Below are 15,492 nucleotides of genomic sequence, written 5' to 3'. Positions count from 1 at the left end.
GGTGACACGGGTGTCGGGCGCCCGACACCGCCCCGACAAGACAGGAGAGACCGATGACCATCACGCCATCGTCTGGGTCCGGTCCGCACCCGCCGATCAAGGCCCGACGCGTCAAGTTCACCTTTCCCAGCGGAGCCCGCCACCAACACTTCGTCGATGACGACCTGGTGATGAGCCACTTCGTCGCGGTGCTCTCGTCGGTGTTCCCCGAGGGGGAGGATTTCTTCATCCGGTCGGTGCGCAACTACAGCGACCAGATCACCGACCCGCAGCTACAGAAGGCGGTCAAGGGTTTCATCGGCCAGGAATCCACGCACAAGACCCAGCACCGGATGCTCAACGAACGGTTGCAGGCCATGGGGTATCCGACCGAGCGGATCGACCGGCACGTCAACCGCCTGCTGCACCGGATGGAGCGGATCTTCTCCACCGAAATGGCGTTGGCCGGAACCGCGGCGTTGGAGCACTACACCGCCACCTTCGCCGAGATCGTGCTCAACAGCGACGAACTGTTGAGCCTGCTCGACGGCTCCAAGGTGCGCGACATCCTGTTGTGGCACGCCTTTGAGGAGGCCGAACACAAAGCCGTCGCCTTCGACGTCTACGTCGCGATCGGCGGCAGCGAGCGCAGCCGTGTCCGCGCCATGCGCCTGGCGACCACGCTGTTCGTCGCGGAGATGATCGCCCAGACCACACTGTCGCTGCTGGGGGACCGGGCCACCTACAACCCGGTGCGCCTTGTGCGCAGTCTCAACAAGTTCCGCAAATCACCGTTGTTCAGCCGGGACGCGTTGCGCCGCTATGCTTCCTACACCCGGCCCGGCTTTCACCCCAATGACTGGGACAGCACCGCCACGTTGGAGCACTGGTCTCAGGAGTTGCTCGACGCCAGCGGCAGCCCGATGTACGCCGAGGCGCCCGGAGGCTAACCGGCCGGCTTGTTCGCCTGGATGATCGCCCCGTGCATGCCCTCGGCGACCTCATGGGTGAACGTGACCGAGGCATCGGTGAAGCCGACGCGGGCCAACCCCTCGAGGTACTCCTGGCGAGACAGCGCCCCGGCGATGCAACCCACGTAGCTGCCCCGTTCGGCGCGATCGGCGGGGGAGAGGTGGTCTTCGGCGACGACATCGGAGATGCCGATGCGCCCGCCGGCGACGAGCACCCGGAACATCTCGGCGAGGACGGCCGGTTTATCCGCCGACAGGTTGATCACACAGTTGGAGATCACCACATCCACCGCGCCGTCGGGCAGGGGAATGTCTTCGATGGTGCCCTTGCGGAATTCGACGTTGGTGACCCCGGCGTCGGCCTTGTTGGACTCGGCCAGCGCCAGCATCTCGTCGGTCATGTCGACGCCGTAAGCGAAGCCGGTCGGGCCGACGCGCCGTGCCGACAGCAGCACGTCGAGACCGCCCCCCGAGCCCAGATCCAGGACCCGTTCGCCGGGGCGCAACTCGGCCACGGCGGTGGGGTTGCCGCAGCCCAGACTGGCGGTGACGGCCTCCAGCGGCAGGTCGGCATGGTCGCCGTCGGCGTAGAGACCGGCGCCGAAGATCGTGCCCACATCGACCGCATCGCTGGAGCCGCAGCAACTCGCCGCGGTCAGCACCTCGCTGTTGGTGACACCGGCACTCAGCGTGCTGGCGGCTTCGCCGTAGCGGCTTCGCACCTCGTTGCGGAGGTCGTCGGCGTCGCGGTCACTCATCGGCATCCCTTCCATCGATAGTCGTCTATGTGACCAGCATGCACTTCGCATCGATTGATGTCAATATATGCGCTACGGTGGGTCCATGACGTCCTCCGTGCCGACGGCGAGCACCACAGCCGAGCGTGATCTGCAGGCATGTTGCCAACCGATCACCGACGCCGTGTTGGATGCCGCCGCCGCCGAACGGCTGGCCGAGTTGCTCAAGGCGCTCGCGGAGCCGACACGGCTGCGCCTGGTGTCGTTGATCGCCGGCCATCAGGACGCTGAGGCGTGCGTCTGCGACCTGACCGCGCCGGTGGGACTGTCCCAGCCGACCGTCTCCCATCACCTGAAAATCCTGGTCGAAGCCGGACTGCTGGAGCGCACCCAACGCGGGCGCTGGGCGTACTACCGGGTGGTGCCGGGCGCCCTGGAGGCGTTGGCCCGGTCGTTTACCCGCGGTGCCGGGCGGGGGCACCGCAGCGAGTGTTGACCGTGAAACCCGGGGCGGCTGCCGGCAGCCGGTCGGCCCAGATGCGGTGAGCCGTTACCCTTCACGCAGTGGCCGAACCATCCATCGAAGCGTTGCGCCGTCGACTCGACGCCGTGAGCCTGCGCGACGCGGGTTATCTCGGACGCCGGCTGAAGAAACTGCGCGGGGCACCGCCGGAGCAGCTGCGCGCCCTGGCTGAGCGCTTCGACGCCGCCGAGCGGCTCATCGCAGCGCGCCGCGCCGCGCTGCCGGCGATCACCTACCCGGACCTGCCGGTCAGCGCGCGGCGGCGCGAGATCGCCGAGGCCATCGACGCGAACCAGGTCGTCGTGGTCGCGGGGGAGACCGGGTCCGGCAAGACCACCCAGCTGCCGAAAATCTGTCTGGAACTCGGCCGCGGCATCCGCGGCACCATCGGCCACACCCAGCCGCGGCGGCTCGCCGCGCGCACGGTCGCTCAGCGTCTGGCCGACGAACTGGCCAGCCCACTCGGGGAGGTCGTCGGCTACACCGTGCGATTCACCGACCGGGCCAGCGAACGCAGCCTGGTCCGGTTGATGACCGACGGCATCCTGCTCGCCGAGATCCAACGCGACCGCCGCCTGCTGCGCTACGACACCCTGATCATCGACGAGGCCCACGAGCGCAGCCTCAACGTCGATTTCCTCCTCGGCTACCTGCACGGGCTGTTGCCGCGGCGCCCCGAGCTGAAGGTGATCATCACCTCCGCCACCATCGAACCGGGACGTTTCGCCGCCCATTTCTCCGACGCACCGGTCGTCGAGGTGTCCGGGCGCACCTACCCGGTGGAGATCCGCTACCGCCCCCTGGAGGTCCCCGTCACCGGACCGGGCGCGGTGTCGCGACCCGACCCGGTGGCGCAGGAAGACCCCGACGACCCCGACCAGGACATCACCCGAACCCGCACCCGCGACGAGATCGAAGCGATCCTCGATGCGGTGGACGAACTCGCCGCCGAGCCTGCGGGCGACATCCTGGTGTTCCTCTCCGGCGAGCGCGAGATCCGCGACACCGCAGAGGCGTTGCGCGGCCGGGCACGCGGCGCCCAGCAGTTCGAAGTGCTTCCGCTGTATGCCCGACTGCCCACCGCCGAGCAACAGAAGGTCTTCGCGCCCAGCGCGGCGTCGCGGCTGACGCGGCGGGTCGTGCTGGCGACCAACGTGGCTGAGACCTCGCTGACGGTGCCGGGAATCCGGTATGTCATCGACCCGGGCAATGCCCGCATCTCGCGCTACAGCCGTCGACTGAAGGTGCAACGCCTGCCGATCGAACCCATCTCGCAGGCGTCAGCGGCGCAGCGCGCCGGCCGTTCGGGGCGCACCGCTGCCGGGGTGTGCATCCGGCTGTACTCCGAAGCCGATTTCGACGCCCGGCCGCGCTACACCGATCCGGAGGTGTTGCGCACCAACCTCGCCGCGGTTCTGCTGCAGATGGCGGCACTGCAACTCGGCGACATCGAGAACTTCCCGTTCCTCGATCCGCCGGACCGCCGCGCCGTCCGGGACGGGATCCAGTTGCTGGTGGAACTCGGTGCCTTCCGGCCCGACGGGAAGATCACCGCGGTGGGACGGCAACTCGCGCGGCTGCCCGTCGATCCGCGGCTGGGGCGGATGATCGTGGCGGCCGAGGCCGAGGGCTGCCTGCGGGAGGTACTGGTGCTGGTGGCGGCGCTGAGCATTCCCGATCCGCGGGAACGCCCCACAGACCAGCAGGAGGCGGCGCGCGCCCAACACGCCCGGTTCGCCGACGAGGAATCCGATTTCCTCGCCTACCTCAACCTGTGGAACTATCTCACAAAGCAACGTAAAACACTGAGCGGCAATGCATTCCGGAAAATGTGTCGCGAGGAGTTCCTGCACTATCTGCGAATCCGTGAATGGCAGGATCTGGTGGGCCAGCTACGCAGTATCGCCGCCGATATGAATCTGCGTGACCGCTCGGCGAAATCCGATGTGGATCTCGGCAAGCCCGCCGACCGGGCACGTATCCACGCCGCGCTGCTGGCCGGATTGTTGTCGCATGTCGGCATGCGCCACGTCGACGGGCGAGACTACCTGGGCGCACGGAACTCCCGGTTTCTCCTCGCCCCGGGATCGGTGTTGGCCAAACGGCCGCCGCGGTGGGTGATGGTGGCCGAGCTGGTCGAGACCAGCCGCCTCTACGGGCGCACCGCGGCACGCATCCAGCCCGACGCCGTGGAACGCGTCGCCGGCGAGCTGGTGCAACGCAGCTACAGTGAGCCGCACTGGGACGCCGACCGCGGGCAGGTCCTCGCCTACGAGAAGGTGACGCTCTACGGCCTGCCGCTGGTGGCCCGCCGCCGTGTCGGCTACGGCACCGTCGACCCCGTGGTGGCCCGCGAACTGTTCATCCGACACGCCCTCGTGGAGGGGGAGTGGCGCACCGGGCACCGGTTTTTCGCAGACAACGCGCGGCTGCGAACCGAACTCACCGAGCTGGAAGAACGGGCCCGTCGCCGCGACCTTCTCGCCGACGACGATGAGGTCTACGCGCTTTACGACGCACGCATTCCCGCTGAGGTGGTGTCCGCACGGCACTTCGACAATTGGTGGAAAAAGCAGCGACGTCGCACCCCGGATCTGTTGACGTTTACCCGCGAGGAGCTGCTGCGCCGCGACGACAGCGACAACGATGTCACCGCCGGGCGCCCGGACTCCTGGCAGGCCGGCGGGGTCACGCTGCCGTTGAGCTATCGGTTCGAACCAGAGGCCGCCGATGACGGGGTCAGCGTGCACGTACCGATCGACGTGCTCGCCCGCCTCGGCGGTGCGGATTTCAGCTGGCAGGTTCCGGCGCTGCGGGAGGAGTTGATCACCGCACTGATCCGCGGACTGCCGAAGGCGTTGCGGCGCAATTTCGTACCCGCCCCAGACACCGCTCGCGCGGTGCTCGCCGAGATCGACCCCGACCAGGGCGGCTTGCTGGAATCGGTGCAGCGGGCCCTGCACCGACGCACCGGAGTGATGGTTCCCCTCGATGCGTTCGACGTGACCAAACTGCCGTCCCACCTGCAGGTGACGTTCGTGGTGGAGGCCGCTGACGGTGCTGAGATCGCCCGCGGCGGCGATCTCGACGATCTGCAGCAGCGGTTGGCGGCCCCGGCGCGTGACGCCGTCGCCGAGACCGTCGCCGGAGACCTGGAGCGGATCGGCCTGCGCGACTGGCCCGCTGATCTGGACGTTCTGCCACGGACCGTCGAAGAAGATGTCGGCGGGCGCAGTGTGCGTGGCTACCCGGCGTTGGTCGACGAAGGGGAGACCGTGGCGCTGCGCGTGTTGGCCACCGAGGCCGACCAGCAGGCGGCCATGCCCACCGGCACGCTGCGGTTGCTGCGGTGCAGCATCGCCTCGCCGGTCAAAGCCGTGGAGCGCACGCTGGGCCCACAGGCGCGTCTGGCGCTGGCGGCGAACCCCGACGGGTCGCTGCCGGCGTTGATCGCTGACTGCGCCGACGCCGCGGTCGCTCACCTGATGGGTGAGCCGGTCTGGACCGCCGAGGACTTTGCCGCGCTGCGCGCAGCGGTGTCGGGGTCGCTGGTGGACACGACCGCCCAGATCGTCGGTCGGGTCGAGGCCGTGCTGGCCGCCGCCCGGGAGGCGCAGTTGCGTCTGCCCGCCGAACCGTCGGCCGCCCAGCAGGACGCGATCGACGATGTCCGGGCACAGCTGGACCGGCTGCTGGCTCCCGGGTTCGTCGCCGACACCGGCTATGCACACCTCGGCGACCTCACCCGCTATCTCTACGCGATCGCCCGGCGCCTCGATCAGCTGCCGCACCAGCTCAGCCGCGACGCCGAACGCATGGACCAGGTCCACGCGGTGGAAGACGCCTACGATGCGCTGCTGGCCGACGTGGCGCCGCACCGGCGCACCTCCGCGGAGGTGCTCGACATCGCCCGTCAGATCGAGGAGCTGCGGGTGAGCCTGTGGGCACAGCAACTCGGCACCCCGCGCCCGGTCAGCCCCCAGCGGATCTACCGGGCCATCGACGCCGTGAAGGCGCGGTGATCACACCGCCTTGCCGCGGGCAGGTTTGAAAGTCGCGAGGATGGCTACCTCCTCCTGCATCGAGCCGTGAACACGGCTGACCTTTTGACCCCGATGCGAAGGGAGACTGACGTGAATATCTCCGCAATCGCCACCAAGACGGTGGCCGCCGTCGCCGGCGCCGCGACAGCAGGAATCCTGGCGGCGACCCCGGCGGTGGCGGCCCCCGAGACAGTGCCGTTCGGCCAGTCGGCCGAGATCACCGACAACGGCGGCATCATCGACTACACCGTCGCCAAACTGCAGCCCAGCGGGCACAACGACGGCATCTGGTACTCCGAGGTGACCGCCAAGGGCGTGCAGGGCACGGTGACTCCGGTGATCGCCAACTTCAACGCGCGCGCCGGCGACAGCGAAACCTACTGGGTGATGAAGGGCAACGAGGTCGACGGACTTCCCAACACCCCGGTCGCCCAGGGCGCCGAGACAAGCGGCCGGCTCTACTTCGACGTGCGTGACGGTGCTGCACCTGACAGTGTGGTGTACCGCGACGCCGCCGGTGTCGAGAAGGCGATCTGGAAGGGCTGACGCCGGGACATCGCAATCCGCGGTGTTCGTCCGCGCCGAGTGCCCGGGAGTCCCCGGGGCGCGCCCCGGGGTGGGACACCGGGTTCCGGTATGTGGCAGCCCTCGACCAACCGGTGGTCGTAGGCCTCGACGGCGGTGAGGGCGGCACCGAGTTCGCCGCCGCCGGCCGCGACAATTACGTCACTGTGACGTTTTGGCCAGGGCCAGGCGGTGGGCCGGGGAGTGCCGACGGGAAGGATTTGTCCGGAACCATCTGGTGAATGCGGACGACCCAACCGCAAACCGGTCCGGCAACCCGGTCCGGCAGCCAATCGGGCGGTCGCGGACAACGGGGCCGAATCCGATCACCGTCATGTGTTCGCGGATTCCTATCAACTGGTACCGGATCGGACTGGAGGCCCAAGCGATGGGCGTCGCGGGCGCCCCTGACCGCCGATGTCAGGCAAACGCCGATAAGCTACATTATGTCAAGTTAACGCTGCATATTGTGTTGGTGTGCAGCATGTTTCAATGTGTCCAATGCGGTGGAGGCGATCAGGAGGGTCCCCTCGCGACCTAAACTCGCAGAACAGTCAGGCCGGCGACTCCATCGAGGGGATGGAAATCCTCGTCTTGCGTGACCACTGGTAGGTCGCGGGAAGCGGCAATTGCCGCGATCCAGAGGTCGTTGATTCGTACTCGCTGACCGGTCTCCGCCAAGTGCATGCGAAGGCGCGCCCACATGCGTGCTGCATCTTCGTCGACCGGAAACACAAGTATGTCGGCAATCGCGTCGAGCGTTGCCAGTCGTTGCGCGCGCACATCTGCCGACGCAGCCGCAAGGACGCCGAGGTTGAGTTCGGCCACGGTGATCACGGTCGTCGCAACCTCGTCCGGCACTCCGGATGCGTCGAGTCGGCGACCGCTCTCCTGTGCGATGAACACGGACGTATCGAGCAGGCCAATGGAGGTCACGAAGGCGACCCGAGGTCATCGGTGGTGTCGCCCGCCAGTTCGGCGAGTTCCGCACGCAACGCTGGGTCCGCCTGTGCACGCTCAAGCCGTCGTAGCAATTCCTCCCGACTCAGCAATCTGCGCCGGGCAGGCTGTAGGGCCGTCAGGCGTGCGACCGCCTTACCGCTGACGGTGACGGTGATTTCCTCCCCCGCCTGGACGCGCCGCAGCAGCCCTGCGGTGTCGTTGCGCAGCTCTCGGGAAGCAATTTCAGACATGCTACGAATGTAGCACAATCGTAGCATGTTGCCCTTCGGGGTTCTCACGCCCGCCCTCGGCCCACTCAGGTGGGTCAAAGAATATGCAGGAATCGAATACGCAGGGTTACCAGTTCGCTGCCGTTGTATTGCCCCCGCTTCGGGTTACAGCCCGGAGGGCACGACCGTGCCATTGACCGTCACCTCGACCTGGTCGGTGGTCGGGTCGTACTGGATACGGCCGTGCTCGAAGTCCGAAACGAGCAGGCCGTCAACGGTGCTGGCGTCGCTGATGGGTAAGCCCAGCGGACCCGCCGACCCGTTGTCGCCCATGACCTCGGGTGTGCCGTCCGCGGCGCGCGGGACGTTCCAGGCATCGCGGATCTTGCCCAGGGTGATGTACGCGGGAGTGTCGGCCTCGTCATTCTTGGCGGTGATCACCCCGCCCTGAAATTGCTGGAAAACCACGCCGCTGTCCCGCGTTCCCGCATTGCGGTCACCGGTGAGTGGCTTGCCCAGGGTCTCCCGCTGATCCTCGGTCGCCGACGAGTACTTCGCAGCAATCGGACCGGTCAGGGTCACCTCGACATCCCTCTCGCCCATGAGCGTCACCTCGGGGCCCGGGACGGTGGTATCCGACGTGGAGACGGCGGTCACCTCGACACCAGGCGGCGCAGACGCGTCGGCATTCTCGTCTTTGCTGCAACCCACAGCGATCAGCGCGATGGTGACCAAACCAACGACTGCAGCGTGGCGGTTGGGCATCGTTATCACGGCTGTCCTTTCGATGGGTTCATGACGGTTGGGTTCATGACTGTTGGGGCCGCATTGCGGGTGAACCCCCTTCTGGCCGGGACTATAACCGAAGCACGCGTGTGGCGCAGGCGGTCACCGTGGCCTGCCTCGAGCGACTGCCCCGCCACGACTGGGTTGTATGACTGAAATCGACGCCTCAGCGGACACAACCCCCCGTATATGGACCTGTATGTCCATATGGGCGTCGATTTCAGTCGTGCCGCCCGGTTTCGATCGCCGTGTGTCGAGACGGCGCCGTCACGTCAGGGTCCCTAGCTGCACAAAACCTGGCGGTTGAGCATGCAATTCGACGGCGGGGAGTAGGAACCCGACAGCACTCCCCTGAAACCGCCGGTGGCTGACGCCCCGGGTGCGATGATGCGATTCCAGTTCACGGGGGTCACCACGAAATGCGTTCCGGACTGGGTTACCTTGGAGCTCCAGGCGTGTGAGACGGACTGCCCCACCGGCATGTCGAATTCCAACTTCCAGTCGCTCAGGGGCGCCGCGCTCATGTTCGTGACGGTGAAGCTCGCGATGAAACCGGTCTGCCATGTCGAGGTCACCGACAATGTCGCTGTAGCCGCCGCTGCCGCACGGGCTGTCGGGGCAACGATCATTCCGGGAACAGCAAGAAAGAATGCCATGACGATGACATAAAGCGCGGTGCGCCAACGTCTCCCAAAATCACCCAGTACGGCCACGGTCGCCAATGTTAGGACCCGCATGCCGGTCGGTATCTGCGCATCGCCGCTGGCTACCCGACCTTTGCTCAACCGCAACCATTACGAGATCTTCCTGCCAACCGACGGCGACGGTGACCGCATCACACCGCCCGCCTCGCCTGCGATCGCAAGCATGTAGCGTGACAACCGTGAACCTCTCCCCCGTGCGCACTGCCCTGACCACGGCCGCAGGCCTCACCGCGTTGACGCTGAGCTTGAGCGCGTGCGGGTCCGACACCGCCACGGATACGGCCACTGCACCAAACAACGCCCCTGCGGTGACCAATACCGCCGCCGACGACGCCACTTGCCCCACCGCCGCGCCTGAGGCCGGCGTGGCACCGGAGTGGACCCTGCCAGGTGCGACCGGGAGCGTCGCGGTCACCGGCTCCACCGACACCGCGGCACCGAGCGTGGTCGTCGAGGCGCCGTTTAGCGTCACCGAGACCCAGGTGCACACCCTGACCGCCGGCGATGGTCCCGAAGTCGCCGACACCGCGACGGTGTCGGTCTGCTACATGGGCGTCAATGGCCGTGACGGGAACGTCTTCGACAGCAGCTACCAGCGGGGCGAGCCGGTACAGTTCGCGCTGACCCAGGTGGTGCCCGGCTTCCAGAAAGCCATCGCCGGCCAACACGTCGGATCGACCGTGGCGGTCGCCATGACCTCCGACGACGGCTACCCCAACGGCCAGCCGCGCGCGGGCATCGAGCCCGGCGACACCTTGGTGTTCGCGATCAAGGTTCTCGACGCGACAGCCTGACCGGCGGGCGGCGGCAGGCGTGTCAGTGCGCCGGTGTCGCGTAGCGCTCGCGCAATTTGGTCAAGCTTGCTTCGATCCCGGCGGCATTGGTCTTCATCGCGCGGGTCAGCCGATAGAACGCCAACTTCACCGCCCCCGCATCACGGAAATCGAACGTCTCGGTCACCCGGGTGCTCGTCGGGGTGAGCGCCTCGAACTCCCAGCGCCACCGATGCCCCTCGGGGTGGCGCCACTCCACCACGGTGTCGGGCTGCAGCGCGGTCACCGTGCTGGTGATCCGGTACGGCACCCCGTACATCTTCATTTTCGTCGAAAACTTCGAACCGACAGTCAATTCCGCCGGTGCGCTCACATTGTCGCGAACCGTGCCGGAGCCATCGAGTTCGTGGTGACGTCGGGGGTCGGCGGCGATCGCGAACAACTCGCCCGCCGGCGCGGCAACCTCAACCGAGCGGCTGATCTGCCGTGGCCCGGCGTCAACAGCGGTGACAGCCATGGTTGGTCCTCCTTTCCGCGGCCCCACCCGCGGCGGTGGGCTTCGCACTTGCGAGCGTAACCGGCCTCACAGCGCGGTCCAGTCCACCTGGCCACGCAACTCGGTCTTGAGCAGTTTGCCGCCGGAGTTGCGCGGCAGCGGCCCGTTCATCACGCTGACGAACTGTGGGACTTTGAAATCGGCCAGGTGTTCTCGGCAGTGCGCGATGACCGCGTCGATGTCGACCTGCTCGGAGTCGAGCACCAGGACTGCACCGACCTTCTCCCCCATCACCTCGTCGGTAACGGCCAGTGCCGCGGCATCGAGGACGCCCGGTGCGCCCAACAGCGCCGCCTCGACCTCCACGCTGGAAATGTTCTCCCCGCCCCGGTTGATGATGTCCTTGCTGCGGTCGATCAGATGCACCCGCCCGGCGGCGTCGATTCGGACGATGTCGCCGGTGCGCAGCCAGCCGTCGACCATCGTCTCCGTGGTCGCCGCGGGCCGATTCCAGTACTCGGCGGCGACATTGGCGCCGCGCGCCACCAACTCCCCCACCCGTGGGTCCTCGCCGATCGGCAGCACTCCGAGGTCGACCGACGGCACCGCGTAGCCCACCGAATCGGCGTGGTCGTCGGCGTCGGCGTCGGGCAACACCGTCAGCAGCGACGCGGTCTCGGTCATGCCGTAGCCGTTCATCAGGGTCGCCTGCGGGAACCCGGCCCGCAGCGCCCGCACCAGCGCCGGGGCGATCGGCGCGCCGCCATAGGCAACCCCGGTGACCGTGGAGCAGTCCGCGGTGGCGAACTGGGGGTGGCGCAGCAGCAGCGCGTACACGGCAGGCACTGTCACCAACAGCGAGATCTGTTCAGCGGAAAGGGTGTTCATCAATGTCGGCAGATCCAGCGCCGGCAAGATGACAGCGGTGCCCCCGGTGCGGGCCGCGACCAGCAATTGCGAATTGCATCCCGTGACGTGAAACAGCGGCACCGAGATCAGCGTGCGCAGCGCGGCGAGTTCCTCAGGGGCGAGTCCCAGGCAGCGAATCATGTTCTCGGTGTTGGTGACGAACGCCGCGTGGGTGGTCGGGACCCCCTTGGGGCGCCCGGTGGTCCCCGAGGTGTAGAACAACGCTGCCACATCGGTCGGCGACGCCGATTCGCTAACCAACCCCCGGTCGTCGGGCAGCGGCTGCCCGGGCGCCATATCGACGCTCACTCCGGCGTCGGTGAGGACGAACTCCACGTCGGCGGCGGTCCCCCGCGTGTTGACGACCACGGCGATCGCCCCGGCGAGCACGATGCCCCAGAAACCCACCACCCAGTCGATGCCGGCCGGGTAGCGCAGCGCCACCCGATCGCCGGGTTCGACACCGAGAACCCGTAGCCCACCGGCGACCCGGGTGGCCTGTCGCCACAGCGCTGCGTAGGTCAGTCGCCCCCCACCGACCTCGACCACCGCCTCGGCGTCGGGGCGGTGCTCGGCATGGGTTCTTAGCATCGCGATCAGGGTGTCGGGCAATTCGCCGTAGTGCAGGACACCATGGCTGTCCCGGTGTACCCCGGACTGTCCGAATGGGTTGTGGGTCCGAGGGATTTCGGTAATCCGACCGATCATGGGCGCGCCTCCGCCTTTGAGGTTAGGGCAGCACCGAGTGCCCTACCGGCAGTTACGGCAATTGATGCGCGCGGTCAGCAGAAAGCGGCGGCGAAAAAGAACGCCCCGGCCACCAATCCGATCGCGATGGCCAGTGAGGACTGCCCGGCGGTGGCGGTCGCGACGATGCCGACGGTGGCCACCACCAGCACGGCGAGGCACAGCAGCGCCAACATCGCCCGCCGCAGGCTCAGCGCCCCACCGGATCGTGATGGTGCGCCGACTTGCCTCGCTGGACTGCTCACCTGACTCACTTCCGTTCGACTGTGATTCAGCTCATAGCTTATCAGAGTTATGAGCTGGACCACAGTTGGGTGGCGGGCGGGTCTCAGCGGGGATGGCTGGCCAGGTACTGCTCGACGGGGATCCGTTCGGTGGCCGAATAGCCGATCGGCAACAGCACGTCGCCGGCGGTGGTGCGGTAGTAGATGTCCCACAGGTAGTAGCCGGTGAACGCGGCGGGATCGGCCGCCAGCACCGCCGCGTAATCCCCCACGGCACGCACGTAGTCGTCGGAGTGGTTGTAGGCGAAGACCGCGCGGTCGGGATCGGAGGCGAATCCGTTGGCGGCCAACAGTCGGCCGGCGGCCATGATCGCGTCGCGGGGAGCATGGATGTCACCGCCGTTGCCGTAGGCGGCAAAGGTCGACGGCAGGAATTGCATCGGTCCCTGCGCGGCGGCGACGCTCACTCCGTCGATGCGGCCGAAGCCGGTCTCGACCAGGTTGATCGCCGCGAGATAGGTCCAGGCGACACCGGTTGCCGCCTCGGCGGCGCGGTAATAGCCGAGAAGTTCATTCGCCGGTGCCGGTGCGATGATCCGCCAGGCCGGCAGGGAGTTTTTGACCTCGCTCTCCCCGAGTGCGGTCAGGTGGCGGCGCGCGTCGACGTTGCGGTCATAGACCCCGATCAACGCTGCGGGAATCCGGGTGCGCACTGCCGCCGCCCAGTCGGAGTGCCGTCCCAGGGTCCGGTAGGTCGTCTGCTGACGGCGAGCCGCGGCCACCCGGGTCGGCTGTGCGGTCCCGGGGTTGCGCAGAGCCTGCTCGGCGGCGACCAACTCCGCGGCCAGCGTCGCCGGGTCGGCTGTTTGCCCCGGTGGGTCCGCCGCCGCGGGCGCGATCGCGGCCGTCGCGCTCAGCACGACCAGCAACCACGCGAGGATTCCGCAGGCCGCCCGGGCTCTGTTGTTGTGCACCGCGGTTCCTTCCCTGCCGGTGGCCGCCGAGATGTCGACGATCCGGGTGATCACGTCGTGATCATCTTGACCCACGGCTGCCGCGCTGGGGCGTTCCGGGCGACCGGCGCGTTGCGGCGCGCCGGTGAACATGTTCCGATCGGGCCGGATCGGTGCGACCCAACGGTGTCTTTGTGCTGCTCAACCCGAATTCGCACGGACGAAGGGCTGTTACAGTGGTGCCGCCCAAAGCGCGTGGCGGGCCGGTTTTGTCAACCACGGAAGCGAAAAGGACAACACGTGACTGCTGAGATCACCGAGACCACCGACGTCGTCGTCGTCGGATTCGGCGCGGCCGGGACCACTGCGGCGATCACCGCCCGCGAACACGGTGTCGACGTCATCGCGGTGGACCGCAGCAACGGCGGCGGTGCCACCGCGATCTCCGGCGGCATCTACTACGCCGGTGCCGGCACCGTGATCCAACAGCAGGCCGGTGTACACGACAGCGTCGAGCAGATGCTCGCGTACTTGCGACTGGAGGTCGGCGACGCGGTGCGCCCGGAGACCCTGGAGCGGTTCGTGCGCAGCAGCCCGCAGACCCTTGAATGGCTGCAACACCACGGTGTGCCGTTCGAGGGCAGCCTCTGCCCCTACAAGACGTCGTTTCCCACCAATCGCTATTACCTGTACTACTCGGGCAGCGAGAACGCCGGCGCGTTCCGATCGGCCACCCCGCCGGTGCCGCGCGGGCACCGGTTCAAGGGCAAGGGCACCTCGGGCAAGAAAATGTATGCGCCGCTGGCGGAGTCGGCACGCCGCCTCGGCGTGCGGTTCCGCCCACACACCACCGTCACCGAGTTGCTGCGCGACGCCGACGGTCGGGTCAGCGGGGTGCAGACCCAGACGATGAACTTCGCCCCGCGAGCCATCCGGCGGCTGTATGCCCGGCTGGCGGCGATCTCGGTCAAGCCGGGTGTCTACTATCCGCCGCTGCGCCGGGTGATGGACGCACGGCTGGCCGCCTTGGAGCGCCGCTACGCCCGGCCGCTGCGCATCGTCGCGCGTCGTGGCGTCATCGTCTGTGCCGGTGGGTTCTACGCCAACACCGAGTGGCGTGAGCGTTATGCACCGCAGTTCGCCGGTGGTCTGCCGTTGGGCACCAGCGGCGACGACGGCAGCGGGATCGCGCTGGCCGAGAGCGCCGGAGCGGTCACCGCCCACATGGACGACGTGTCGGTGTGGCGGTTCATCACCCCGCCGAGCACGTTCATCTCCTCGATCGTCGTCGATGACGCGGGTCAACGGATCATCGACGAGAGCCGCTACGGTGCGGCCCTGGGTAACGCCATGGTCCGCAACCACGGCGGCAAGGGATGGATGCTCGCCGACGCCGCGCTGATGGCCGAGGCGAAACGGCAGCTGTTCACCCAGACGCTGTGGTTCCAGCGTGCGCAGGCCGCGGCCCTGATGTTCTACGGAGCCGCCCGCGGGGCCACTCTCGCCGAGGCGGCCCGCGCCGCCGGCATCGACCCCGACGGACTGGCGGCGACGGTGCAGGCCCACAACGACGCCATCGACGCCGGCACCGAGGATCCGGTCGGCAAACCCGCGGAGTTCCGCCGGCGCATCGACCGCGGACCGTTCACACTGATGAACATCTCGGTTAGGCCCAACCTGCTGTACCCGACCCCGATGCTCACCCTCGGCGGTGTGCGCGTCGACGAAGACACCGGCGCGGTGCTCAACGCCGCCGGTGACCCGGTACCCGGTCTCTACAGCGCCGGGCGCACCGCGGTCGGAATCTGTTCGGGCTCCTACGTCAGCGGCCTGTCCATCGCCGACTGCGTGTTCGCCGGGCGCCGGGCCGGGGCGGCCATCGCCGCCGATACCGGTGCCGAACACTGAGCT

At 67.8% G+C, this 15,492-nt stretch carries 15 protein-coding genes; 6 read left to right on the top strand and 9 right to left on the bottom strand.

The features are described 5' to 3' along the window. Positions 1-53: 53 nt before the first annotated feature. Entirely contained in the window at positions 54-929 is an 876-nt protein-coding gene (locus B8W67_RS04610) for a metal-dependent hydrolase (protein ID WP_069390895.1), read from the top strand. Here the strand turns inward: B8W67_RS04610 and arsM are convergent. Continuing rightward, positions 926-1,708, bottom strand: coding sequence for an arsenite methyltransferase (gene arsM / locus B8W67_RS04605; protein ID WP_069391019.1), 783 nt, complete (start codon positions 1,706-1,708; stop codon positions 926-928). The two genes, B8W67_RS04610 and arsM, sit on opposite strands and share 4 nt — an antisense overlap. 85 nt (positions 1,709-1,793) lie before the next feature. On the opposite strand from arsM, the gene B8W67_RS04600 reads away from it, so the two are divergent. The 3 genes from B8W67_RS04600 (at position 1,794) to B8W67_RS04590 (ending at position 6,799) form a co-directional block, all read left to right on the top strand. Next, the gene (locus B8W67_RS04600; protein ID WP_069390896.1) at positions 1,794-2,183 is read left to right on the top strand and encodes an ArsR/SmtB family transcription factor; all 390 of its coding nucleotides are present in this window, start codon (positions 1,794-1,796) and stop codon (positions 2,181-2,183) included. Positions 2,184-2,251: 68 nt separating this feature from the next. Beyond that, the gene (hrpA, locus tag B8W67_RS04595) at positions 2,252-6,232 is read left to right on the top strand and encodes an ATP-dependent RNA helicase HrpA (protein ID WP_085302443.1); all 3,981 of its coding nucleotides are present in this window, start codon (positions 2,252-2,254) and stop codon (positions 6,230-6,232) included. A gap of 111 nt (positions 6,233-6,343) precedes the next feature. Next, positions 6,344-6,799, top strand: coding sequence for a DUF1942 domain-containing protein (locus B8W67_RS04590; protein ID WP_085302441.1), 456 nt, complete (start codon positions 6,344-6,346; stop codon positions 6,797-6,799). Positions 6,800-7,354: 555 nt separating this feature from the next. Here B8W67_RS04590 and B8W67_RS04585 read toward each other — a convergent pair. The 4 genes from B8W67_RS04585 to B8W67_RS04570 form a co-directional block, all read right to left on the bottom strand. Then, positions 7,355-7,753: a type II toxin-antitoxin system VapC family toxin gene (locus B8W67_RS04585; protein ID WP_174254727.1), complete on the bottom strand. Its 399-nt coding sequence runs from the start codon at positions 7,751-7,753 to the stop codon at positions 7,355-7,357. Then, entirely contained in the window at positions 7,750-8,010 is a 261-nt protein-coding gene (locus tag B8W67_RS04580) for a type II toxin-antitoxin system Phd/YefM family antitoxin (RefSeq protein ID WP_069390899.1), read from the bottom strand. The genes B8W67_RS04585 and B8W67_RS04580 overlap by 4 nt, the downstream gene beginning before the upstream one ends. A 144-nt stretch (positions 8,011-8,154) precedes the next feature. Next, complete coding sequence (locus B8W67_RS04575; protein WP_085302439.1) at positions 8,155-8,763, bottom strand: LGFP repeat-containing protein; 609 nt, start codon at positions 8,761-8,763, stop codon at positions 8,155-8,157. 293 nt (positions 8,764-9,056) lie between these two features. Next, complete coding sequence (locus tag B8W67_RS04570; protein ID WP_084228506.1) at positions 9,057-9,488, bottom strand: cellulose-binding domain-containing protein; 432 nt, start codon at positions 9,486-9,488, stop codon at positions 9,057-9,059. A gap of 170 nt (positions 9,489-9,658) precedes the next feature. On the opposite strand from B8W67_RS04570, the gene B8W67_RS04565 reads away from it, so the two are divergent. Then, positions 9,659-10,273, top strand: a complete 615-nt coding sequence (locus tag B8W67_RS04565) for an FKBP-type peptidyl-prolyl cis-trans isomerase (protein WP_174254728.1) — start codon at positions 9,659-9,661, stop codon at positions 10,271-10,273. A 22-nt stretch (positions 10,274-10,295) separates the two neighbouring features. Here the strand turns inward: B8W67_RS04565 and B8W67_RS04560 are convergent, their stop codons facing one another. From B8W67_RS04560 to B8W67_RS04550, 4 genes are all read right to left on the bottom strand, one after another. Further along, positions 10,296-10,769 carry an SRPBCC family protein gene (locus B8W67_RS04560; RefSeq protein WP_069390901.1) on the bottom strand — a complete coding sequence of 158 codons (474 nt, stop codon included), beginning with the start codon at positions 10,767-10,769 and terminating at the stop codon, positions 10,296-10,298. A 66-nt stretch (positions 10,770-10,835) separates the two neighbouring features. Then, positions 10,836-12,353, bottom strand: coding sequence for a class I adenylate-forming enzyme family protein (locus tag B8W67_RS04555; RefSeq protein ID WP_085302461.1), 1,518 nt, complete (start codon positions 12,351-12,353; stop codon positions 10,836-10,838). An 86-nt stretch (positions 12,354-12,439) separates the two neighbouring features. Continuing rightward, positions 12,440-12,649 (bottom strand): hypothetical protein, encoded by a 210-nt coding sequence (locus tag B8W67_RS20480; RefSeq protein WP_131814635.1) that lies wholly within the window; start codon positions 12,647-12,649, stop codon positions 12,440-12,442. Positions 12,650-12,732: 83 nt separating this feature from the next. Further along, on the bottom strand, positions 12,733-13,527 hold the full coding sequence (locus tag B8W67_RS04550; protein WP_372507422.1) for a lytic transglycosylase domain-containing protein: 795 nt from the start codon (positions 13,525-13,527) through the stop codon (positions 12,733-12,735). A 354-nt stretch (positions 13,528-13,881) separates the two neighbouring features. Here B8W67_RS04550 and B8W67_RS04545 point away from each other — a divergent pair, with 354 nt between their 5' ends. Beyond that, complete coding sequence (locus tag B8W67_RS04545; protein WP_109470014.1) at positions 13,882-15,489, top strand: FAD-binding protein; 1,608 nt, start codon at positions 13,882-13,884, stop codon at positions 15,487-15,489. Positions 15,490-15,492 lie beyond the last annotated feature (3 nt).

It is taken from the genome of Mycolicibacillus koreensis (assembly GCF_002104795.1).
Classification (GTDB): Bacteria; Actinomycetota; Actinomycetes; order Mycobacteriales; family Mycobacteriaceae; genus Mycobacterium; species Mycobacterium koreense.
This window is presented reverse-complemented; position numbering and strand designations above follow the sequence as displayed.